17 protein-coding genes are annotated in these 20,659 nt (G+C 72.0%); 4 read left to right on the top strand and 13 right to left on the bottom strand.

Annotated features, from left to right (window positions below):
• Window positions 1-326 precede the first annotated feature (326 nt).
• The 10 genes from ACW9TB_RS03995 to ACW9TB_RS04040 form a co-directional block, all read right to left on the bottom strand.
• The gene (locus tag ACW9TB_RS03995; RefSeq protein ID WP_472746535.1) at window positions 327-1,214 is read right to left on the bottom strand and encodes a single-stranded DNA-binding protein; all 888 of its coding nucleotides are present in this window, start codon (window positions 1,212-1,214) and stop codon (window positions 327-329) included.
• A gap of 249 nt (window positions 1,215-1,463) precedes the next feature.
• A complete protein-coding gene (locus ACW9TB_RS04000) occupies window positions 1,464-3,104 on the bottom strand; it encodes a GTP-binding protein (protein ID WP_472746536.1) in 1,641 nt (546 codons plus the stop codon).
• Complete coding sequence (locus ACW9TB_RS04005; RefSeq protein ID WP_472746537.1) at window positions 3,101-6,055, bottom strand: GTPase; 2,955 nt, start codon at window positions 6,053-6,055, stop codon at window positions 3,101-3,103. Before ACW9TB_RS04005 ends, ACW9TB_RS04000 begins: the two co-directional genes overlap by 4 nt.
• A 752-nt stretch (window positions 6,056-6,807) precedes the next feature.
• Entirely contained in the window at window positions 6,808-8,040 is a 1,233-nt protein-coding gene (gene cobA / locus ACW9TB_RS04010) for a uroporphyrinogen-III C-methyltransferase (protein ID WP_472746538.1), read from the bottom strand.
• A 153-nt stretch (window positions 8,041-8,193) separates the two neighbouring features.
• Window positions 8,194-9,276 (bottom strand): nicotinate-nucleotide--dimethylbenzimidazole phosphoribosyltransferase, encoded by a 1,083-nt coding sequence (gene cobT, locus ACW9TB_RS04015; protein WP_472746539.1) that lies wholly within the window; start codon window positions 9,274-9,276, stop codon window positions 8,194-8,196.
• 77 nt (window positions 9,277-9,353) lie between these two features.
• Window positions 9,354-10,181, bottom strand: a complete 828-nt coding sequence (locus tag ACW9TB_RS04020) for a sirohydrochlorin chelatase (RefSeq protein ID WP_472746540.1) — start codon at window positions 10,179-10,181, stop codon at window positions 9,354-9,356.
• A 341-nt stretch (window positions 10,182-10,522) separates the two neighbouring features.
• Complete coding sequence (locus ACW9TB_RS04025) at window positions 10,523-11,065, bottom strand: GNAT family N-acetyltransferase (RefSeq protein ID WP_472746541.1); 543 nt, start codon at window positions 11,063-11,065, stop codon at window positions 10,523-10,525.
• Window positions 11,066-11,218: 153 nt separating this feature from the next.
• Window positions 11,219-11,890, bottom strand: a complete 672-nt coding sequence (locus ACW9TB_RS04030; RefSeq protein WP_472746542.1) for a LutC/YkgG family protein — start codon at window positions 11,888-11,890, stop codon at window positions 11,219-11,221.
• Window positions 11,887-13,293, bottom strand: coding sequence for a lactate utilization protein B (locus ACW9TB_RS04035; RefSeq protein ID WP_472746543.1), 1,407 nt, complete (start codon window positions 13,291-13,293; stop codon window positions 11,887-11,889). The genes ACW9TB_RS04030 and ACW9TB_RS04035 overlap by 4 nt, the downstream gene beginning before the upstream one ends.
• 49 nt (window positions 13,294-13,342) lie before the next feature.
• Window positions 13,343-14,122: a (Fe-S)-binding protein gene (locus tag ACW9TB_RS04040; protein WP_472746544.1), complete on the bottom strand. Its 780-nt coding sequence runs from the start codon at window positions 14,120-14,122 to the stop codon at window positions 13,343-13,345.
• Window positions 14,123-14,192: 70 nt separating this feature from the next.
• Between ACW9TB_RS04040 and ACW9TB_RS04045 the strand changes: the two genes are divergently transcribed.
• The gene (locus tag ACW9TB_RS04045) at window positions 14,193-14,948 is read left to right on the top strand and encodes a FadR/GntR family transcriptional regulator (protein WP_472746545.1); all 756 of its coding nucleotides are present in this window, start codon (window positions 14,193-14,195) and stop codon (window positions 14,946-14,948) included.
• Here ACW9TB_RS04045 and ACW9TB_RS04050 read toward each other — a convergent pair.
• Window positions 14,877-16,370 (bottom strand): sulfatase family protein, encoded by a 1,494-nt coding sequence (locus ACW9TB_RS04050; protein ID WP_472746546.1) that lies wholly within the window; start codon window positions 16,368-16,370, stop codon window positions 14,877-14,879. The two genes, ACW9TB_RS04045 and ACW9TB_RS04050, sit on opposite strands and share 72 nt — an antisense overlap.
• A gap of 120 nt (window positions 16,371-16,490) precedes the next feature.
• On the opposite strand from ACW9TB_RS04050, the gene ACW9TB_RS04055 reads away from it, so the two are divergent.
• The 3 genes from ACW9TB_RS04055 (at window position 16,491) to ACW9TB_RS04065 (ending at window position 19,098) form a co-directional block, all read left to right on the top strand.
• Complete coding sequence (locus ACW9TB_RS04055; protein ID WP_472746547.1) at window positions 16,491-17,510, top strand: LLM class F420-dependent oxidoreductase; 1,020 nt, start codon at window positions 16,491-16,493, stop codon at window positions 17,508-17,510.
• 65 nt (window positions 17,511-17,575) lie between these two features.
• Window positions 17,576-18,226 (top strand): response regulator, encoded by a 651-nt coding sequence (locus ACW9TB_RS04060; RefSeq protein ID WP_472746548.1) that lies wholly within the window; start codon window positions 17,576-17,578, stop codon window positions 18,224-18,226.
• 83 nt (window positions 18,227-18,309) lie between these two features.
• The gene (locus ACW9TB_RS04065) at window positions 18,310-19,098 is read left to right on the top strand and encodes a DUF4328 domain-containing protein (RefSeq protein ID WP_472746549.1); all 789 of its coding nucleotides are present in this window, start codon (window positions 18,310-18,312) and stop codon (window positions 19,096-19,098) included.
• Window positions 19,099-19,264: 166 nt separating this feature from the next.
• Here ACW9TB_RS04065 and ACW9TB_RS04070 read toward each other — a convergent pair whose 3' ends face one another.
• The gene (locus ACW9TB_RS04070) at window positions 19,265-19,531 is read right to left on the bottom strand and encodes a DUF6504 family protein (RefSeq protein WP_472746550.1); all 267 of its coding nucleotides are present in this window, start codon (window positions 19,529-19,531) and stop codon (window positions 19,265-19,267) included.
• A gap of 72 nt (window positions 19,532-19,603) precedes the next feature.
• Entirely contained in the window at window positions 19,604-20,359 is a 756-nt protein-coding gene (locus ACW9TB_RS04075; protein WP_472746551.1) for a GntR family transcriptional regulator, read from the bottom strand.
• Between the last annotated feature and the right edge of the window lie 300 nt (window positions 20,360-20,659).

Below are 20,659 nucleotides of genomic sequence, written 5' to 3' on the forward strand. Positions count from 1 at the left end.
TGCCCCCGTCCTCCTGTCGCGCCTTTCCCGGCTTCCCCGTCCCGCTTTCCCTGGGCTCTTCGTCTCGCCTCCTCCGGGCCCCTTGTCTCGCCTTCCTCGATCTCCGATCTCCTGTCTCGCTTTCCCCGGGTCTCTGTCTCGCCTTCCTTCGGAGACCCTCCCCCCACGCGGCTTCCTCCGGCCTGCCTTCCTTCGACGTGGCTTCCTCCGACGCGCCTTCCTGCGACGTGCCTTCTCTCCGGCTCGCGGACGCCTGCCCGCGCTCCGGCCGTGAGCCCTTGGCCCGCCGGGAGGCCCGCCGCCCGGACCTCCCGGCGGGAAGCGGCTCAGGCCGCCACGGGCTCCCTGGTCGGCCAGGGCGTCTCATCGGCCGCCCCCGGGTGGATCTTCACCACATCCGGCCCGTCGGCGGCCGTCTCCTTCCTCGCGCCCGAATTCCTCGTCCCCATCCCGTCTCGCCGCCTCGCCGTCGCGCTTCTCGCCGCCCTCACCCTCTTGACCACGGCCTCCCCCTCAGCCACTTCCTCCCCGGCGGGATCGTGATCCTCTCCGGTGGGCTCGTGATCCGCCCCATGCGACGGGACCTCGACGGCGTCCCAGGGATGGGTGGTGTCTCCGGAACCGACGGTGTCCGGACAATCGACGGTCTCCGAGCGATCGGTGGTGTTCGTGGGGGTCACACCGTCCTCGAACGCCTCACGCGGCGCGGGCGTCTCGGCGAATCCTGCCCTCAGCGGGGACAGGGTGCCGAAAGCCCCGGCCTCCACGGGGGTGCCGCCGCTCATGGCCCAGTCGGAGGTCTCGCGGTCAAGCTCGATCCGCTCCGCGCTGCCGAGGGCCGCGACCGGCCCGCTGCGCTGCGGCTTGGTGAAGCTCCCGAGCCCCCAGCGCAGGTCGTGACCGAGCGAGTTGGCCTCGACCTCGGGCATGAACCGGCGCTCCCCCTCGTGGGCGAACTCGCGGATCCGCAGCCGCCCCTGGACCACGACCGGGTGGCCCACATGGACCGACTGGGCGACGTTGTCGGCGAGCCCGCGAAAGCAGCGGACGCCGAAGTAGGTCGTCTCGCCGTTGCGCCACTGCTGGTTCTCCCGATCGAAGTAACGGCTCGTCGAGGCGACCTTGAGCGAGGTCACCCGGGAGCCGTCGGGGAAGGTGTGCTGGCGCGGCGGGGCCGCGACGTTACCGGTCAGCGTGACGTAGATGTCGTTCATCGTGCCTCCCAAAAGAGCCGGCCGAGTGCCGGCGGCGTGAAAGACACGATGGCCCGGCCCGCCCCCCGCACGGGCTACCGAATCACGTTCTGGGGAAAAGTCCGGGACACGGGAGAAGGCTGTGGACAACCCCACCAAAAGGCAAGCCGGTTCGTACGGGAAAACGGGATCGGAGCAGCGTTTCCGGACACTCCGAAGGACGCTGCCCCAGAAACAGCTGCCCGGGAACACAGGCCCCGGAGCGAAGAGTCAGCCCCGCAGGCCCCGCATGGCCGAGTAGAACTCGTTATAACGGGTCAGCTCCCGCTCCACCGGCTCGATCACCATGCTCTCGGCGACCCCGGCGACCCTGCGACGCATCTCGCGCTCCAGCGCGTCACGCTCGTTGCCCGCGCCGAGCACGACGAAGTTGCGGCTGGCCGTCGCGGTGAGCGCCCCGAGCCCCAGGACGGAAAAGATCATCAACCCGACCCACGGCAGCGAGGCGGCGTCGCCGAACACCTCCAGCCCCTCCGGCGGGTCCCCCGAGCCGAACACGCCATAGGTGAGAGCCGTACCGACCCAGGCCAGGCCCGCGACGAAGAGCAGGACCAGAAGGTACTGCCAGGCCAGAAGCAGCCGCCACCAGCCGGGAACCCTGTCCAGGCGCGGCGCGACCTCCGACAGCTCCTCGGAGAGCACCTCGGGCAGCTGCGCGGAACGGGAACGCGCGGCGTCCCTGATCCCGTTCTGCCACGCCTCGTGCATGCCCGAGGTCAGGCCGTCGGCGAGTGCCTGCACGGCGGTGTCCACCTCGGCGGGCTGCGCGCTGACCGAGCCGCCGGTCAGGCCGTGGATCTCGTCTCGCAGGTCGCCCAGGCGCAGGCTGTTCAGCGGGTCGGGACGGAGTTTTCCGGCCCAGCGGGTGTAGGGCCAGCCGACCCACTCGCCGGACCGCGCGGCGTACACGTTCTCCATCGCCTCACCGACGGCGGGGACGCCGACCGCGTCACAGAGGGCGTCGGTGAGACCGATCCTGCGGGCGTCGTCGATGGAGGAGGGCGGGGCGGAGGCGCCGTCGGCGGGCGCGACCTTCGCGAGACGGAGCGTCAACCGGCCGAGGTCGGCCTCCAGCCGCTGGGTCGCGGCCCTGCGCTGGGAGACCGTCTCGGCGAGAACGGCCTTGAGGTCGTCGACGCCCCTGCCCGTGATCGCCGAGGTGGTGACGATCACGGGGCGCTCGACCCCCTCGCGACGGAGCAGGGAGTCCAGGTCCGCGACGCACTCGGCGAGTTCTTCCTGGTCGAGCCGGTCCGCCTGGTTGAGCACGAAGATCGTCGCCGCCTCGTGCCCGGCCAGATCGGTCACGTAGCGCCGGTGCGTGGAGGCGTCGGCGTACTTCTGCGGGTCGAGCACCCACACGACGAGGTCGGCGACCTGGATCAGCCGGTCGGCCTCTGTGTCGGTCAGCGCCCGGATGGAGTCGTGGTCGGGCAGGTCGAGCAGGATCAGCCCGTGGAGCTGGCTCTCGCCCCGGTCCAGGGCGCTGGCCCGCGCGAAGCGGTGCCGCCACTGGATCTGCAGCCAGTCGAGCAGCGGGCCCGCGCCGTCCAGACCCCAGACGCAGGCGTGCGTACGGGCCGTGGTCGGGCGGCGCACCCCCGTCGGTGACAGTTCCAGGCCGGAGATCGAGTTGAACAGTGTCGACTTGCCGCTGCCCGTACCTCCCGCGAGCGCAACCACGGTGTGGTCGGAGGAGAGCTTGAGCCTGTCACCGGCGCGCAGCAGCAGCTGACCCGACTCGGCGAGGAGCTTGGGCTCGACCCTGCCCGGCCCCAGCTCCACGATCCGAGCCAGCGCGGCGAGCCGGCTGCCGAGACCCTGGCCTGACTGGGTGGTGCCAACACTCATCGGGCGACCTCAAGGTTGTACGTTGCCTGGTAAAGGCGGGTGGCGGCGGATTCGTCAGGTATGCCCGCACCGTCGAGAGCCTGGGCGTACCGCGCCATCTCGTCGTCGAAGAGCATGTCGATCCGGGCTCGGAGATCGCTCCGGGCCTTCACGCCGATGTTGCGCAGCGACTCCGCGCCGAGCAGCGCGTGCACCAGCCGCTGCGGTAGCGCCCCGGTGCCGTTCTGCGCGTCCGAGGAGCCGTAACCGAGCAGCCCGATGGTCAGGATCAGCGAGAGGGACTCGACGTCGAAGGAGATCACCCTGGCCACCGACCGCTTGGTCACCCCCTCGGTGCGTATCAGCTCGATGATGTGCTCCTGCCAGGCCGCGATGGTCCGGCCGGTCCTGCGCAGCAGCTCGTCGGACGCGCGGCCGAGGCCGGGTGCCGCCGCCAGGGCCTCCTGCGCGCCCGGACGGTTCAGCCAGCGCGAGGTGGCCTCCTCCGCGGCCCGCTGCGCCGCCGAGACGACCACCGACTCCAGCCCCGCCCGCAGCGCGGACTTCAGGGCACTGAGCCGCTCGGGCGCCTGCTGGCCCGCCTTGCCGCCGAAGCGGCCCGGCTTGCGCAGGTGGAGGGTACGCATGAGGTCGCCGGACCCGGCGAAGTCCTGCCAGCGGGCGAGCACCTCGCCCCGGAGCAGCGAGCCGTCGCCGGTGCTCTTGTCGATGTCGGCCAGCGCGCGGGCGTAGGCGCCGTCCACGTCGCCGCGAAGATCCCTCCGGAAGGCGACCTGGATCTCCAGTTGCTTGGCCAGCGCGGGGACACGGGTGCGGAAGCTGTTCAGCACCCCGTCCAGGGTCGCCCGTACGGCCTGCGCGCGGCGCCGGTCGTCGACAGACAGCTCCGTCAGCCAGAGGCGCAGCTCGCTCACCTCGTTGTCGGGGAGCATCCCGTCGGTGACCTTGCTCTCGTTGATGACGAAGCGGTCGACCTCGCCGAGACCGTACTCGGTGAGCATCCTGACGAAGTGCTTGGAGATGACCTCCCGGGACCTGGGCGGCACGCGGGAAAGCACGATGGCCAGCCGGGCCCCGCGCTCCTTGGCCAGGCGGAGCAGCCGCCAGGCCGGGGCGTCGGCGTACCGGGCGGCGGTGGTGACGAAGATCCACAGATCGGCCGCGTCGAGCATGCGGTGGGCGATCTCGTGGTGCTCCTCGACGACCGAGTCGATGTCGGGGGTGTCGAGCAGGGCCACGCCGGGCGGGAGGCGCTCGGTGGAGACGAGCACGAGACCCCCGGAGGCGGCCTCGGGATCGGGCTCGCTGAGCCGCCGGAGGCTGCCGAGCAGATCACCCTTGGCGAACCACTCGTGGTCGTCGGGGTGGCAGGCCAGGACGGGCGTACCGGTCGTCGGGCGGCGTACGCCGGTCGCGCTGACCTTGGCGTTGGCCAGGGTGTTGAGAAGTGTGGACTTGCCCGCGCCGGTGGAGCCCGCGACCACGACGAGCGCGGGCGCGGTGCTCGTGTGGACACGAGGGATCACGTAGTCGTCGAGCTGGGCCAGGATCTCGCTCTGGACCCGTCTGGCCTCCTCCGCGCCGGGGAGGTCCAGGCCGAAGCTGAGGTCGGTGACCCCGGTGCGTACGGCGGTGAGCGCGCTGCTCAGAGCCTCGGAGACGGCCTCGGGAAGCGGGGTCTCCCGCGTCCGGCCGACCGGCGCCCCCGCGTCGTCCTCGGTTTCGGCCTCGATCTCGGTCTCGGCCTCCGCGTCGGTGGTTCCGGTCTCGTCCTCGGTGTTCTCGCCCCGCGTCTCGTCGGCAGTCGCGGAGGGCTCGGTGTCGGTCGCGGTCCGGCCGCCGGTCTCAGCGATACCGGCGTCGCTCCCGGCCTCCTCGCCGGTCTCAACGGCCTGCGAGGCCGCGTCACCGGTCTCGGCGTCGTCGGTCTCGGCGGGTTCGTCCTCGACCTCGTCCTGGGACGCGAGATCGCCACGGCCGTCGCTCCGGACACCGTCGGCGCCCTCGGCGCTGGCTCGTAGAACGTCGTCGGCCCGCGAGGTGTCGGCGGTCTCGCCGTCCGCGCCGTCTTTCAGGCGCCGTCCGGCCTCGACGTGGCCGGTGCCGGACGTCGTGTCGTCACTCTCCGCGCTGTCCCCGGAGACGTCGCGCGGCTCCTCGGGGGTCGCGTCGAGGATGATGACGACCTTGTCCCGTTCCGTAGCCTCCTCGGACCGCTCCTGCTCCTCATCGGTCCTGCTCGCGCGAAGGGGCGGAGCGCCTTCGGCGCGGGACCGCTCGTCCTGGCCGCCGGGCGCGTCGTTCCCTGACCGGGAGAGAAGATCCTCATCGGCCGTACGAGAGGCACCGGCGGCGGGACCCGGAGCCCCGCTTCCGGCGCCGCCGGGCGGGGGCGTGGCGGGGCCACCTGTACGGGGACTCGGGGGGACGGGTGCACCCGGGCGGAAAATCGCGCCGGGAGCGGTGTCCGGGACGTCCCCGTCTCGGGGAGCGCTCGGAGAGACAGGGGCACCCGGCCGGAAGGCAGAGCCGGGGGCGGCGGAGGCACCGGAGGAAGGCGTGGCTGGGCCCGGGGTGCGAGGAACGCTCGGCGGGACGGGGGCACCCGGGCGGAAGAGAGCGCCGGGAGCACCGGGAGCGGTGTCCTCGCGAGAGGCGCCCGGGGAACCGGGAGCGCCCTGCCCTCGGGGAACGCCCGGAGAAGCGGTGGGAATGCCCTCTCGGGGAACGCCCGGGAAGACGGGAGCACCCGGCGAGGCCGGGACACCTCGGGGGGCGGAAGCATCGGAACCGGGAGCACCCCCACGGGAGGGGTTCGGATAGCCGGGAACGCCCTGTCCGGGGGCCGCACCGGGGCCGCCCCGAGAGCCGGGAGCACCTCCCCGGGACGCTCCGGGAGCACCGGAGGAAGGCGTGGCGGGGCCCGGGGTGCGAGGAACGCCCGGCGGCACGGGGGCACCGGGACGCGAGGCGGAAGAACCCTGACCGGGAGCAGCGACGGGACCGCCCCCACGGAAACCGGGAGCACCCTGACCAGGAGCCCCACCGGGACCACCCCCGCGAGAAGCGGGAGCACCCTGACCGGGAATCCCGCCCGGACCGCCTCCACGAGAGCCGGGAGCGCCCTGACCGGGAGCCGCGCCCGGACCGCCCCCACGAGAAGCGGGAGCACCCTGACCGCCCCCGCGAGAACCGGGCGGAGCGGCGGCGGGACCGCCTCGGGCGGGGCTCGCCGGACGACCGCCCTGGGCGCCCGGGGTGGCGGGCCTGGAGGCCGCGTCGCGGGAGGTGGTGATGGCTTCGATCTTGGCCTGGGCGGCAGCGGCGGCGGCGTGGAAGGCCGCCATCGCCTCTTTCGAGGCGGGTGGGGCGGCGGGATCGCTCGCCCCGGCCGGGGTCGCGGGACCACCTGTCCGGCCCGGCCCCGCGGGGCCCGGGGGCACAGCCGGAGTCGCGGGCCCCAGCGTCCGGCCCCGGGCCGCTCCGGGAACGGCCGTCCCCGGCGGCTGGGGCCCGGGGGGCTGGGTGCGGGCGCGGATGGAGGCCGCGTCGTCGTCGGCGCGGATGGCGCCGAAGGTCACCGTCTGCTCGCCGGGGGATTCCTTGTCATCCGACGAGGTGTCGTCAGGTGGCTCCTGGGGGGTGCCGGCAAGGCGAGGGTCACGGCCACCACCCGAATGGGGGGGCCTGTTGGAAGCCGATTTCACGGTACTCGCTCCGCTCGAACCATCTCGACCTCCTGGCCGACCTTCACGACATCGCCGACGATCACGATCGCAGGTGGCCGAATCCCGGCCGCGCTCACGCGCTCCGCCACGGTGGACAGCGTGGCGTAAAGAGCGCGTTGGGTGGGAAGAGTACCGTCCTGTACCACCATTACGGGAGTTTCCGGCGAACGCCCGTCATGGATCAGCGTTTCGGCGATCACTCCGACCCGTTCGACCGCCATCATAAGCACCAGTGTGCCGCCGGATCTGGCCAAATTGGGCCAGTCGACGGTGGATCTCTCGTCGCCCGGCGGGACGTGTACGGAGATCACGTGGAATTCCTGGCTCACGCCGCGATGTGTCACGGGCACGTTGGCGGCGGCGGGCACCGCGACCGGGCTGGTGATGCCGGGAACCACGATGACCGGGATGCCCTCGCGGGCGCAGGCGAGCATCTCCTCGCCGCCGCGGCCGAAGACGAACGGGTCGCCCCCCTTGAGCCGGACCACGAACTTGCCCTGCTTGGCGTGCTCGATCAGCAGCTCGTTGATCCTCTCCTGGGCCATGTAGCGGCCGTAGGGGATCTTCGCGGCGTCGATCAGCTCGACGTCCGGGGAGAGCTCGTCGAGCAGGGCCTGCGGGGCGAGGCGGTCGGCGACGACCACGTCGGCCTGGGCCAGCAGCTGCCGCCCGCGGACCGTGATCAGGCCGGGGTCGCCGGGCCCGCCGCCGACCAGGGCGACGCCCACCGGCTTGGTGCGGTTGCGCCTGGCGTCGACCGTGCCGTCCCTGAGGGCTCCGACGACGGCGTCCCTGATCCCGGCGGCGCGGCGGGGGTCGCCTCCGGCGGTGATCGCCACGCTGATCTCGTCCACCTTGCCGCTGGCCGGGGTCCAGGCCGCCGAGGCGTCCTTGTCGTCGGCGCGTACGCACCAGATCCGCTTGGCCTCGGCCTCCGCGGCCACCGCGGCGTTCACCGCGCGGTCGTTCGTGCAGGCCTGCACCAGCCAGGCCCCGTCGACGTCGCCGACCTGGTAACGCCTGGTCTCCCAGATCACCCGGCCGGTGGCGATGAGGTCGTCGAGGGCGTGCGTGACGCTCGTCGAGACGATGGTGACCAGGGCGCCCGCGTCGAGCAGCGCCGGCACCCGCCGCTGGGCGACGCGCCCTCCACCGACGACGAGCACTCGCCGCCCGGAGAGGCGCAAGCCAAGCAGATAGGGCGACATGGCGACAGATCTCCCGTTCACGAGGAATTGCGAAGCATGGCGTGCTAAGAGGTAAACCTACCGGCTAACGGCACCCTCTTCGCTGCCCCCGTGTTAACAGCTGTCAAGGATGCGCTGACCGCTGTCAACCCATCGGCTTAAGACTTCCCTAGATCAGGCTTCCTTGTCCGTCACACCGGCGGAATCGAAGGTCGCGACCTCGTGCATCACCCTGACGGCGGCGCAGACGAGGGGGTGGGCGAGCAGGCCGCCCGTACCCTCGCCGAGCCGGAGTTCCAGTTCGACCAGGGGCCGCAGCCCGAGGTGGTCCAGGGCGACGGCGTGGCCGGGTTCGGCCGAGCGGTGTCCCGCGACGCAGTGGTCGACGACGTCGGGGGCGAGCGCCGCCGCCACCAGCGCCGCCGCACCGGCGATGACGCCGTCCAGGATGACCGGTACGCGGAGAGCCGCCCCGGCGAGGACGAACCCGGCGATCGCCGCGTGCTCCAGGCCGCCGACCGCGGCCAGCGTCTCCAGGGCGGACCTCCCGGAGGCGCCGCCGCGCTCGCGCTCCAGGCCGTTCACCCGCAGGGCCTCGCGGACCACCTCGACCTTGCGCGCCAGGGTCTCGTCGTCGACACCGGTGCCCCTGCCGGTCACCTCGGCCGCGTCGTACCCGGTGAACGCGCAGATCAGCGCGGCCGAGGCGGTGGTGTTGGCGATGCCCATGTCGCCGGTGACCAGGCAGCGGGCGCCCCCGTCGACGAGGTCGCGGGCCACGGCCATCCCGGCCTCCAGGGCCGCCATCGCCTGCTCGGGGGTCATCGCCGGTCCCCGGGACAGGTCGGCCGTGCCGTACGCGACCTTGCTGATCGTCAGGCCGGGCGCGGGGTCGAGGTCGGCGGCCACGCCGACGTCGACGACCGTCACCGAGACACCGGCCTGGGCGGCGAAGGCGTTGGCCACCGCGCCGCCCGCGAGGAAGTTGCCGACCATCTGCAGGGTGACCTCCCGTGGCCACGGGGTCACGCCCCTGGCGTGGACGCCGTGGTCGGCGGCGAAGATCGCCAGGGCTGCGGGGACCGGGAGCGGCGGCGGGCTGACCCCGGCGGCCCCCGCCAGCCGTACCGCCACGTCCTCCAGGGCGCCCAGCGCGCCGCGGGGCTTGGTCAGGCGGTCCTGATGGGCTCGGGCCTCGGCGACGGCCGCCGGGTCGGCGGGTCGGATCGCCGCGATGGTCTCCTCAAGGATGGTCATGTGATCAGTCTCCCTTGGATACGGCTTTTCGGGAAAAACCGGGGAAAACCGGGAAAAGCACCGGGAGGCGCGGGAGATCACCAGGCGATGCCGCTGAGCGCCTCCTCGTAGCGCTCGATGACCACGTCGGCCAGGCCCTCGCAGTCGCCGATGACGTCGGCGCAGCGGACGTCCAGGTTCGAGTGGCCCGCGGCGTAGGCCATGGCCTGCGCCCAGACGCGGTCGAGCAGGCTACCGGCGAACAGCAGGTAGGGGACGACGATCACCCGCTTGGCGCCGAGGCGGCGGCAGCGCTCGATGCCGCCGGGGACGCCGGGCGGGGTGAGGGAGACGAAGGCCGTCTCCACGGTCATGTACTCGTGGGCGTGGGTCTCCCAGAAGAGACGGGAGACCCGGTGCACGTCGGCGTTCGTCTCGGGACTGGTGGAGCCGTCGCCGACCAGCACCACGGCGGTCTCGCCGATCTCGATGTGCTCGGGCTCGTCGTCGAACGCCCCGGCGGCGGCCGGGACCAGCCGGAGGCTGGCGACCTCGGCGGCCGCGTCGGCCAGCCGCTCGGCGAGCAGCGCGAGGATGCGGGGGTCGGAGCCCAGGGGGCGGCCGTAGTCGCAGGTCAGCATGGGGTGCCTCTCCTGCTCGCGGGCCATCGCGGAGGGGATGTCCGCGCCGAGCCACACGTCGCCGGTGAGGCTCATCGGCTGGGCCACCATCCGATGGTGCCCGCGCGCGACGAGCGAGGCGACGGAGTCGCTGAGGCGCGGTCTGGCCCGGGCGATGTAGCCGCCGGAGACGTCCGCCGCCGTCTGATCCAGGCGGCAGCGGAGCCGATGGACGAACCTACCGAATTCAGCAGATCCATTGTCGTCGTGCGAGCCCTGCCCGATGAGCAGCAGCGGCGGTTTCATGGAAACAGGACTCCAATGACCTTGACCTGGGGTTACGCAGTGGCGATTCGCGACAATATCCGATAACGCCACTCCATGGACAGGTAACGGATCGGTAAATTACGTCTTTTCTCGCGCGGGTGTGACGGGCCGCGAAGATCGGACCGTCGGTGGCGGGCGACGCCCCTCACCGGCCGGGTCATCTGGATCACACGCCCTGGCACGGTAACCGGACTCGCGGGGGACGTCCAGCATGGCCACGCCCGTGTCTCGCGCCCCGCTTCCCCGCCCCGCCCGGCTCACCCCTTCCGACCAGGTACGTCTTCCACCGTGTCGCCCGCGACGCGAAAATTCCGCGTGGATCAGGACAGGTCACTTCTGAGCAGTCCGAACACCACGATGTCGCGCGGGCCGTCCTCCCCCAGCTCGGCGGCGCGCAGCACGCCCTCCCTGACGAAACCGGCCTTCTCCGCGACCCGGAGGGAGGCCGTGTTGCCCAGGTCGGCGCGGAGCTCGATCCTGCGCATCGCGGTGGTCGCGAACACCCAGCGCGCCACACCGTGCACGGCCTCGGTGGCGTAGCCCCGGTCCCGGTGCAGCGGGTGCACCCCGTACCCGACCTCGGTGGTCCCGGCTCCCCACAGGGTCTTGAAGAGGCTGATCGCGCCCACGACCAGCCCTTCGGCCTCCATGGCCAGGTGTACGCCCTGTCCTGAGCGGCGCAGCTCGTGCGCGCCGTGGGAGAGCCACTGGGAGACGCCCGACGGGTGTCCGGGCGCGCCGGGCGGCAGGAACCTGTCGCGCGCCTTGATGATCGAGCGGACGCGGGCGGCGTCACCGGGGTGGAAGGGCCGGATCACGAGCCGGCCGGTCAGGATCGGCGGATCGGGTGCGAACGCGGTCACGCGCCCTCCTTGCCGGGGGATGTGTGGCCCCAACCTCACCTCAGCGGGACCCGCCCGCGCAAGATCCCCACCGGGCCGGGTCCGCCGCGGTAAAGGCACGCCCGTAGGAAGCACGAGAGACACGAGACCAGCTGGACCGGACCAGGACGCGGGTCAGCGGACGATGACGACCTCCAGCGTGCGCGGGCCGTGCACGCCCTCCACCCGGTTCAGCTCGATGTCGCTGGTCGCGGAGGGGCCGCTGATCCAGGTCAGCGGCCTGGAGGGGTCGAGCCTGCCGACGGCCTCGGGAACACCGGCCACGATCTGCCCGGCCCGTACGACGCACAGGTGGTAGTCCGGGACCAGGGTCAGCGCCCGCCGCCCCTGGCCGGGTCCGGCGTCCAGCACGATGGTGCCGGTCTCCGCGATCGCGACCGCGCATCCGGTGACGACCCCGTCCGCCCCGTCCAGCTCCACCGCGCTCAGCGGGGGGTCGTCGGTGACCGGGTCGGCCGGGGCCCATTCCGGCGGCAGGCCGTCGGGGACGACCAGCCTGACGGCGCCCTGGCGGGCCAGCGCCGCCGCGATCGTCGCGGCCGCCTCGGCCTCGTCCACCACGTGCACGACGGCCCGGTAGTCGGCCACGCGCTCGGCGAACAGCTCCACCACGCCTTCCCCGGCAGCCGGGTCCACCGGGTCCGGTGACGTGCGGTAGGTACGGGTGATCTCGACGTCGGGGGCTCCGGCCACGGCGGAGCGGATCCTCGACAGGATCCGCTCCCTGCTGCCCGTACCGGTGGGGACGTCCGCGCCGGGCGCGGGGGTGGCTGCTCCGGCGGTCATCGGGCGCCTCCGTCGGTACGGTTCCACCAGTCGCGGAAGGACTCGGCGGGGATGTCGGGGATGTCACGGGTGTCGGTCCAGGCCGACAGCGGCCCCGGCAGTCGCCCGGGGACGAACCTGCGCAGGCGCCCGCCGAGCCGCTGGGCGCGTGCCAGCCGCGCGGGGCGGTTGAACACCCACCCGGCGGCGCGCATGCCCAGGCGCTCGACGCGGGCGTGGCGGACCTTGCCGCGCAGGTGGACCAGGACCTCGGGGATGTCGATCGCGACCGGGCAGGCGTCGAAGCAGGCACCGCAGAGCGTCGAGGCGTACGGCAGCGACGCGTCCAGCTTCGAGGCGGTCCCGCGCAACTGCGGGGTGAGGATGGCGCCGATCGGTCCCGGATAGACAGAGCCGTACGCGTGGCCCCCGGCGCGCTCGTAGACCGGGCAGACGTTGAGGCAGGCGGAGCAGCGGATGCAGCGCAGCGCCTGGCGGCCCACCTCGTCGGCGAGCACGTCCGTGCGGCCGTTGTCGAGCAGCACCAGGTGGAACTCCTGACCCTCGACGGCGCCCGTCCAGGTGGACGTGTAGGGGTTCATCCGCTCGCCGGTGGAGCTCCTGGGCAGCAGCTGGAGGAAGACCTCCAGGTCCCGCCAGCTCGGCAGCAGTTTCTCGATGCCGACCACGCTGATCAGCGTCTCGGGCAGGGTGAGGCACATCCGCCCGTTGCCCTCGGACTCCAGCACGACCAGCGTTCCGGTCTCGGCGATCATGAAGTTGGCGCCGGAGATCGCGACCTTGGTCGACAGGAAGCGCTCGCGCAGGTGGAGCCTGGCGGCCTCGGCGAGCGCGCGGGGCTCGTCGGTCAGGTCCTCGGGCGCCGCGCGGCCCCAGTCGGCCATCTTGTCCTGGAAGATCTCGCGGATCTCCGAGCGGTTGCGGTGGATCGCCGGGACCAGGATGTGCGAGGGCCAGTCGTCGCCGAGCTGGACGATCAGCTCGGCCAGGTCGGTCTCGTACGCGGTGACGCCCTCCTCCAGGAGGGCCTCGTTGAGGCCGATCTCCTGGGTGGCCATCGACTTGACCTTGACCACGCTGGTCTCGCCGGTGGCCTTGACCAGGTCGGCGACGATCCTGTTGGCCTCCTCGGCGTCGGCCGCCCAGTGGACGTGGCCGCCCGCCGCGGTGACGGCCTCCTCCATGCGGAGGAGGTAGCGCTCCAGGTTGCGCAGGGTGTGGTCCTTGATCTCCTTGCCCGCCCGGCGGAGCTCGGCCCAGTCGGGCAGCTCGCCGACCACGGAGGCCCGCTTGCCGCGGATCGTGTGGGTGGCCTTGCGGAGGTTGTATCTGAGCTGCGAGTCCCGCACGGCGACCGCGGCGTTCGCGGGGAAGGCGGGCATGCCCAGGAACGTGCCGCTCACCGCCGGGCCCTCTTCTCATCAGCGGCCGGGACACTCATGAACGTGCCGCTCATCGGGTGGCCTCCGTGGCGGCGAGGATCTCGGCGAGGTGCATGACCCGCACACCCGTGCGCTGACGCCTCAGGGTGCCGCCGATGTGCATCAGGCAGGAGTTGTCGGCGGCGCACAGCACCTCGGCGCCGGTGGTCGCGACGTTGTGCACCTTGTCGGCGCACATGGCCGCGGAGATCGCCGGGTTCTTCACCGCGAAGGTGCCGCCGAAGCCGCAGCACTCGTCGGCCCCGGGGAGCGGGACCAGCTCCAGCCCCCTGACCTGCTCCAGCAGCCGGGTGGGCCGGTCGCCCACCCGGAGGATGCGCATCGAGTGGCAGGTCGGGTGGTAGGTCACCCGGTGCGGGAAGTAGGCGCCCACGTCGGTGACGCCGAGGACGTCGACGAGGAACTCGGAGAGGTCGTGGACCTTGGGCGTCAACTCGGCCACCTCGGCGGCGAAGGAACCGGGCGCGCCTTTCCCGGCGGCCCCCAGGACGGAAGATCCGGTCAGGGCGGGGGTGCGGGCGAGCCGCGGATACTGCTCGCGGACCATCGCGGCGCACGATCCCGACGGTGCGACGACCGCGTCGTACCCGGCGAAGACGTCCACGAAGTGCCGCGCGAGCCGCCCGCCCTCCTCGGGGTATCCCGTGTTGACGTGCATCTGGCCGCAGCAGGTCTGCGCCCGGGGGAACTCGACGTCGCATCCGAGACGGCGCAGCAGGGTGACGACCGCCCGCCCGGTGCCGGGGAACAGTGTGTCGTTCACGCAGGTGATGAAGAGGGCGACGCGCACGGCACTCCTTCCTTTCAATGGTCCGACCACAGTATGGTCTGACCACATTCCTTCACAAGAGGAGGTCCTCTTGAGCGGTTGGCAACCGGTCCGGCGCACCCGGGCGTTCGAGGAGGTGATCGCCCAGATCGAGCGGCGCATCGCGGGTGACGGGCTCAGGGTCGGGGACCGCCTGCCCGGCGAGCGGCAGCTCGCCGAGCAGCTACGGGTGAGCCGGTCGTCGGTACGCGAGGCGATGCGGGTGCTGGAGACACTGGGAGTGGTGTCCTCGCAGGTCGGACGAGGTCCGGACGCGGGAGCCTTCCTCATCTCCAGACCGGCGGAGGCCCTGAGCGACCTGCTCAGGCTCCACCTCGGGCTGTCGAACCTGTCGCTGGAGGAGGTCGTCGACGCCCGGCTGATGATCGAGAAGTGGTCGGCCTCGCACGCCGCCGTCCACGGAGCCGACCTGTCCGCCCTCACCGCCGCGCTGGAGCGCATGGACGCCACGACGACGGCCGAGGGGTTCGTCGAGCACGACACGGCCTTCCACGTGGCCATCGCCGAGGCCTCGGGCAACAGGCTGACCACCGCGATGATGCTCTCCCTGCGCGACTCGCTCCGCCGCTACGCGGTCGAGGCGGTCGAGCGCCTGGGCGACACGGCCGGGCTCATGGCCGACCACCGCCGGATCCACCGGGCCATCGCCGCCGGGGACGCGGCGGGGGCCTCGGCCGCCGTCGAGGACCACCTGCGACGGGCCTATCCCGGCATCTCACGTCCCCCACGGGCTGAGGACGACGAGGGGTCTGAAGGGCAGCAGGGGCGGTCTGACCGAGTCGGCTGAGCGGCAGGTGGCGCCCGAGCAGGAGACCAGGGCGTCGAGTTGCCGGTTGAACTCGGCGATCACCGGGAGCGGGGTCTCGGCGGCGAGGTTGCGGAGCTGGTAGGGGTCGCTGGCGAGGTCGTAGAGCTGGTACTCGCCGGTCGAGTAGCGGACGAAGGTGCTCCGGGCGGTCCGCATCCCCTGGTAGGCCGGGACCGGGGTCTGGCGGGCCGAGCCGGGACTGGTCGGGCGGTAGAACTCCAGCAACACGTTCTGGCGCCACGAGGGCGGCGTCTCGCCCCGCAGGAGCGGCAGCAGGGAACGCCCCTCGGCGAAGTCGGGAAGCGTGGCCCCGGCGAGCTCGGCGAACGTCGGGGCCAGGTCCACGCTCGCGGCCACGTCGCCGACGACGCGCCCCGCCTGCACGCCGGGCCCCCTGACCAGCAGCGGAACCTTGATCGACTCGTCGTAGGGCGTGGTCTTGCCGTGGGCGAGCCGGTGCTGGCCCAGGTGGAACCCGTTATCGGAGGAGAAAAAGATATACGTTTCATCCAGCTTGCCGGAGGCCCTGAGCGACTCGACGAGGGCGCCCACCATGTCGTCCACGCCGAGCATCGCCCGGAGCCGGTCGCGGTAGTGCCGGTCGATCCTGCGAATCCTCGCGGCGTCGAGCGGCGGGAGCGACCTGACCCAGAGGGGTTCGGCGCTGACGTCCGTCTGGTTGAAGGACGGGGTGCGCGGGGCCACCGCCCCGGCGAAGGCGGCCTCGTGCCGGGGGGCGTAGTTGGCCGGGTTGTGCGGGGCGACCGGGGCGAGATAGAGGAAGAACGGATCTTGGCTGGGCTGGGAGACGAACGCCCCGGCCTTCGCGCTGAGGACGTCGGTCAGATAGTCCTGGGGCGCGAAGCCGTAGTTTCGCAGCAGGCCGTTCTCGTTGAGGGTGTAGCCGTACTCCTCGTACAGCCTGCGCACCGGCACGTCCCACTCGTCCCAGCCCGGGGGCACGTGGGTGGCGGAGGCGGCGCCGCCGGGATAGTGGTTGAGGTATTTGCCCATCAGTCCGGTGCGGTATCCGGCCGACTTCATCCATGTCGCGATATTGGAGCGTTCCAAGCCGGATGTGTAGTACTTGGTGAAACCTCCCTCGGGGGCGGTGTTGGTCAGCACGCCGTGGCTGTGCACGTACTGGCACCGCATGATCGACGCGCGCGAGGGGCAGCACCAGGAGTTGGGCACGAAGAACCTGTCGAAGCCGGTTCCACCCCGGGCGAGGAGGTTCCAGATGTTGGGAAATTTCTGCAGATCACCCGCGTCCAGGTCGTCGACGAGGATCAGCACGACGTTGGGCCGTCCCGCCGCGTGCGCCACGGCCGGGATCGTTCCCATGGCGGCGAGGGCGAGGAGCGACAACAGGGAGAGGAGCTTGCGAGCGGCGTTGAGCACAAGTGCACGCTTCCCGGGAGACCGAATTTCGACACCTCACACTCGACCGACCAATGTAGAACGTGTTCTAATTGCGGGGCCTGTCCGGCGTTACGTCGCTTACGTCGCGAGGAGACCCCCGTGAGCACCGACCTGAAGCTCGGCCTGAACCTCGGTTACTGGCAGCGGAACGCCGACGACGCCACCGGGCTCGTCCAGGCCGCGGAACGGCTGGGGTACGAGTCCGTCTGGACCGCGGAAGCCTACGGTAGCGACGCCTTCACCCCTCTGGCCTGGTACGGCGCGCGGACGACCCGCATCAAACTGGGCACCTCCGTGGCGCAGATCTCCGCCAGGACCCCGACGGCGACCGCGATGACCGCGATGACCCTGGATCATCTCACCGGCGGGCGGCTGCTGCTCGGAATCGGCGCGTCGGGGCCCCAGGTCGTCGAGGGCTGGTACGGACGGCCGTTCCCCAGACCGCTCGCCCGCACCCGCGAGTACGTCGAGATCATGCGTAAGGTGTGGCACCGCGAGGAGCCGGTGACCAGCGACGGCGAGCACTACCCCCTCCCCTACCCCGGGGGCGCGAACCTCGGCAAGCCGCTGAAGCTGATCACCCGCCCGCTGCGCGCCGAGATCCCCCTCTACCTCGGCGCGGAGGGCCCGAAGAACGTCGCGCTCGCCGCCGAAATCGCCGACGGCTGGCTGCCGCTGTTCGTGTTCCCCGAGAAGATCGAGCGGATGTACGGCCCCTCGCTCGCCGGTGCCCGTCCCGGCTTCGACATCGCCGCGATGGTCATGACCGTGATCACCGACGACGTCAGGGCGGCGCTGGACGGGGTGAAGATGATGCTGACCCTCTACATCGGCGGCATGGGGGCCAAGGGCCGCAACTTCCACGCCGACATCATCGGCAGGATGGGCTACGCCGAGGCCGCCGAGGAGATCCAGGCCCTCTACCTGGCCGGACGCAGGGACGAGGCGTTCAACGCGATCCCCAACGAGCTGGCCGACGGCATCTCCCTGGTCGGCCCGGCGGGCCGGGTCCGCGAGCGCCTGGAGCTGTGGCGGAGGAGCCCGGTGAGCAACCTCCTGGTCATGGGCCCCCGCGACGAGACCTCCCTGAGGACCGTCAGGGACCTGGTCCTGGGCTGACGGGAGCCGGGGCATCGGCCGGATGCCCGATCCGGGTCCGCTCCCGGGCTGGCACAATCCATCAGGTGACGATTCGGGTGCTCATCGCCGACGACCAGGAACTCGTACGGACCGGGTTCCAGATGATTCTGGACGCCCAGCAGGACATGGAGGTCCTGGCTACGGCCGCCAACGGGGCCGAGGCCGTCGAGCTGGCGCGGCGGCTGCGGCCGGACGTGTGCCTGCTCGACATCCGGATGCCCAAGCTGGACGGCCTGGAGGCCACCCGCATCCTCGCGGGGCCGGGGGTGCCCGACCCGATGAGGGTGGTCATCGTCACCACCTTCGACCTCGACGAGTACGTCTACGGGGCGCTGCGCGCCGGGGCGACCGGGTTCCTGCTCAAGGACAGCGGGCCGACGCTGCTCATCGAGGCGATCCGGGCCGCCGCGGCCGGGGACGCGCTGGTGTCGCCGTCGGTGACCGTACGCCTGCTCGAACACCTGTCCCACCCCAGGACCGGTGCCGTCCGGCCGCCCAGCGAGCCCCTCACCGAGCGCGAGCTGGACGTCGTGCGGCTGGTGGCCAGGGGGCGGACCAACCAGGAGGTCGCCGCCGAGCTGTTCGTCTCGCTGTCGACCGTGAAGACCCACCTGGGCAGCATCCAGGCGAAGCTGGGCGCCAGGAACCGGGTGGAGATCGCCGCGTGGGCGTGGGAGTCCGGAATCGTCGGCTGAGCGGGACATCCGGGCTGATTAGCGGGAGAGCTGACGGGATAGAAAAAGGGCAGGTCCTCGGCGCATGGCGGGGGGAGATATACATGCGCTCTATCCCATCTCTACAGAAGTCGGCTTCGGCCGTCCACGGCACTCTCACCGCGCTGGTGATCGCGATCGCCGCCCTGGCGGTCTTCGAACAGGTCCGTGGCCGGCGCCTCGTCCTGGAGATATCCAAGCTCGACGGCGACCCCCACGCCCCCGGCGCCGACGCGGTCTTCGGCGCGGTCACCGTCTTCGCCATCCTGATCATGTTCTTCGCGGCGACCGGGATCGCCGCCGTCGCCGCGTACCTGAACTGGCTGATCCGGGCCAGGCAGGGGGCCGACCGGCCCTCGGTGGCGCCGGTCCTGGTGAGCTGGTTCGTGCCGGTGGTCAACCTGGTCGCGCCCGCCGTGCTGGCCGACCGGCTGTGGCGGGCCTCCCGGCCGCCACTCGACCGCCGTCTGCGCTGGACGGCGCTGCTCACCGCCTGGTGGCTGAGCTGGCTGGTCGCGGCCGCCCTGGTGCTGGCGCGGCTGTGGCCGGGGACCTCCCAGGGGGGCACGAACCTGACCGGTTTCGGGCTGACCGAGCTGGTCGCCGTCGCGGTCGCCTCCCTGCTGTGCGCGATGACCGTACGGCAGATCACCGGGATCCAGGCCGCGGGTGCCAGGCACCGGCGGCGGGCCAGGGCGGAGCGCCACCTCCCGGCGTCCCCGGCGGAGCCGGTCCCGCACCTGCTCGCGGAGAACCTCGCGGAGAGCTCCCCCTCGCCCGCCTCCCGCGAGGCGTCCCCGCCGGAGGTCTCCGGGCAGGACCGACCCCAGGAGGTCCATCCCGCCGGGCAGTGAGCGAGGCCCGCCCCGCCCGGCGAGAGGCACAGCGGGGCGGGGTGCCTGCCTTCCGCCTCCGTCGGGGTTCGTCGAAGGCGTCCACGCGGAGCGCCGGTCTCGCGTTCTCGGCGGTGGAAAGCCCTCGGGGACGCCGGTCCCATGTCCTGACCGGCGTGGCGGGGTGTCAGTCCCATGCCCTGATCAGCAGCCAGCCCTCGCCCGCGGTGTCGAACCTGAGCTCGTAGGTGCCGGTCTGGCCGCCCGAGGCGGCCTCGACCCGCCAGAACCGGCGCTCGCCGGGATCGCTGTCGGAGATCTTCCACCACTCACGCGCGACCACCCAGTGGTCGAGGACCCGGCGGACGGTGTGCAGGCGGTCGCGCCAGACGAACTGGATGGGCTGCCCGTCGCGGATCCACACCTCGATGGGATCACCGTAAAGTCTGCTCAAGACGCTTCTTCTCCCGCGGCTTTCTGATGAACACCCGGGGGAAGGCGGGCCTGGCGTATCGAACATACGTTCTCACGGCGCCGGGCGCAAGTCACCCATCTGCCGTACGAGCGGGTTGGCGTCCACCGAGTTGCGGATGCTGAAGGTCACGCTGCCCGCGCGGTAGCGGTCGTCGGACCACTCGACGGGCCGTCCCTCGTGGGTGGTGGTGACCCGGCGCTGGCGCAGCAGCGGGCTTCCCCTGCGCACGGCCAGCAGCCTGGAGTCCTGGACGCCCGCGGCCACCGCGTCGATGAGGTGCTCGCCGTAGGCGAAGACGAGGCCGACGCTGTCGTACAGCGCCTGGGTGACCGACTCGCAGCCGGGTTCGATGCGCTCGACGGCCGGGGCGATCCACCCGGCGTAGACCGTGCGCTCCAGCATCACCGGCTCGCCCTCCAGGGAGCGCAGCCGCAGCACGGAGAGCACCGGGTCACCTGGCTGGAGCGCCAGCCGTACGGCCTCGGTGGCGCCCGCGCCCCTGCGGCGCTGCTGCAGCACCTGCCCGCTCACCCGGTAGCCCATCGCCCGCGCCCACTGGGCGAAGCTGTGCAGCTCGGCGAAGCTCTGGCTGCGCTCACGGCCGAGCACGATGCGCCTGGCGCCCTGCCGGGACCCGACCAGGCCCTCGGTGGCGAGTACGGCGACCGCCTGGCGGATCGTGCCGCGCGAGGCCGCGAAGCGGGTGGCCAGTTCGGCCTCCGAGGGCAGCTGGGCGCCCACGGGATACTCGCCTCGCATGATCGCGTCGCGCAGCTCCTCCGCGATGCCCATGTACCGGGCCGTCACCCCCGCGCCCCTTCCGGCGCGCCCGCGAGGACCCGCGCCTTTCCCGGACGGCTTATAAAGACTCGCGTCCCCTCCGGTGCGCCCGCGAACCTCGGGGCTCTTTTCCACGCATCCGCGAACACCCGGTGACCGCGCAATCTCGCCTCGCCTCTCAAGCAGCTCTCCCGTGTCCGGGCCCGGCGCGCGTCGGCGGGATCCCTCGCTGCGCGCACCTGGCGTCCGGTTCAGGCCCCACCCTAGACAAGGGTCATTGACTCCCACAGCCCGGGTTCGCGCATTTCACCGCCGTACTCCACCCGT

Source organism: Streptosporangium sp. H13245, from assembly GCF_055690525.1.

Excerpts from the sequence above, each read along its gene's own strand:
- ACW9TB_RS03995 (WP_472746535.1), bottom strand. The coding sequence starts at position 1,214 with ATGAACGACATCTACGTCACGCTGACCGGTAACGTCGCGGCCCCGCCG.
- ACW9TB_RS04000 (WP_472746536.1), bottom strand. The coding sequence starts at position 3,104 with ATGAGTGTTGGCACCACCCAGTCAGGCCAGGGTCTCGGCAGCCGGCTC.
- cobA (WP_472746538.1), bottom strand. The coding sequence starts at position 8,040 with ATGTCGCCCTATCTGCTTGGCTTGCGCCTCTCCGGGCGGCGAGTGCTC.
- cobT (WP_472746539.1), bottom strand. The coding sequence starts at position 9,276 with ATGACCATCCTTGAGGAGACCATCGCGGCGATCCGACCCGCCGACCCG.
- ACW9TB_RS04020 (WP_472746540.1), bottom strand. The coding sequence starts at position 10,181 with ATGAAACCGCCGCTGCTGCTCATCGGGCAGGGCTCGCACGACGACAAT.
- ACW9TB_RS04030 (WP_472746542.1), bottom strand. The coding sequence starts at position 11,890 with ATGACCGCCGGAGCAGCCACCCCCGCGCCCGGCGCGGACGTCCCCACC.
- ACW9TB_RS04065 (WP_472746549.1), top strand. The coding sequence starts at position 18,310 with ATGCGCTCTATCCCATCTCTACAGAAGTCGGCTTCGGCCGTCCACGGC.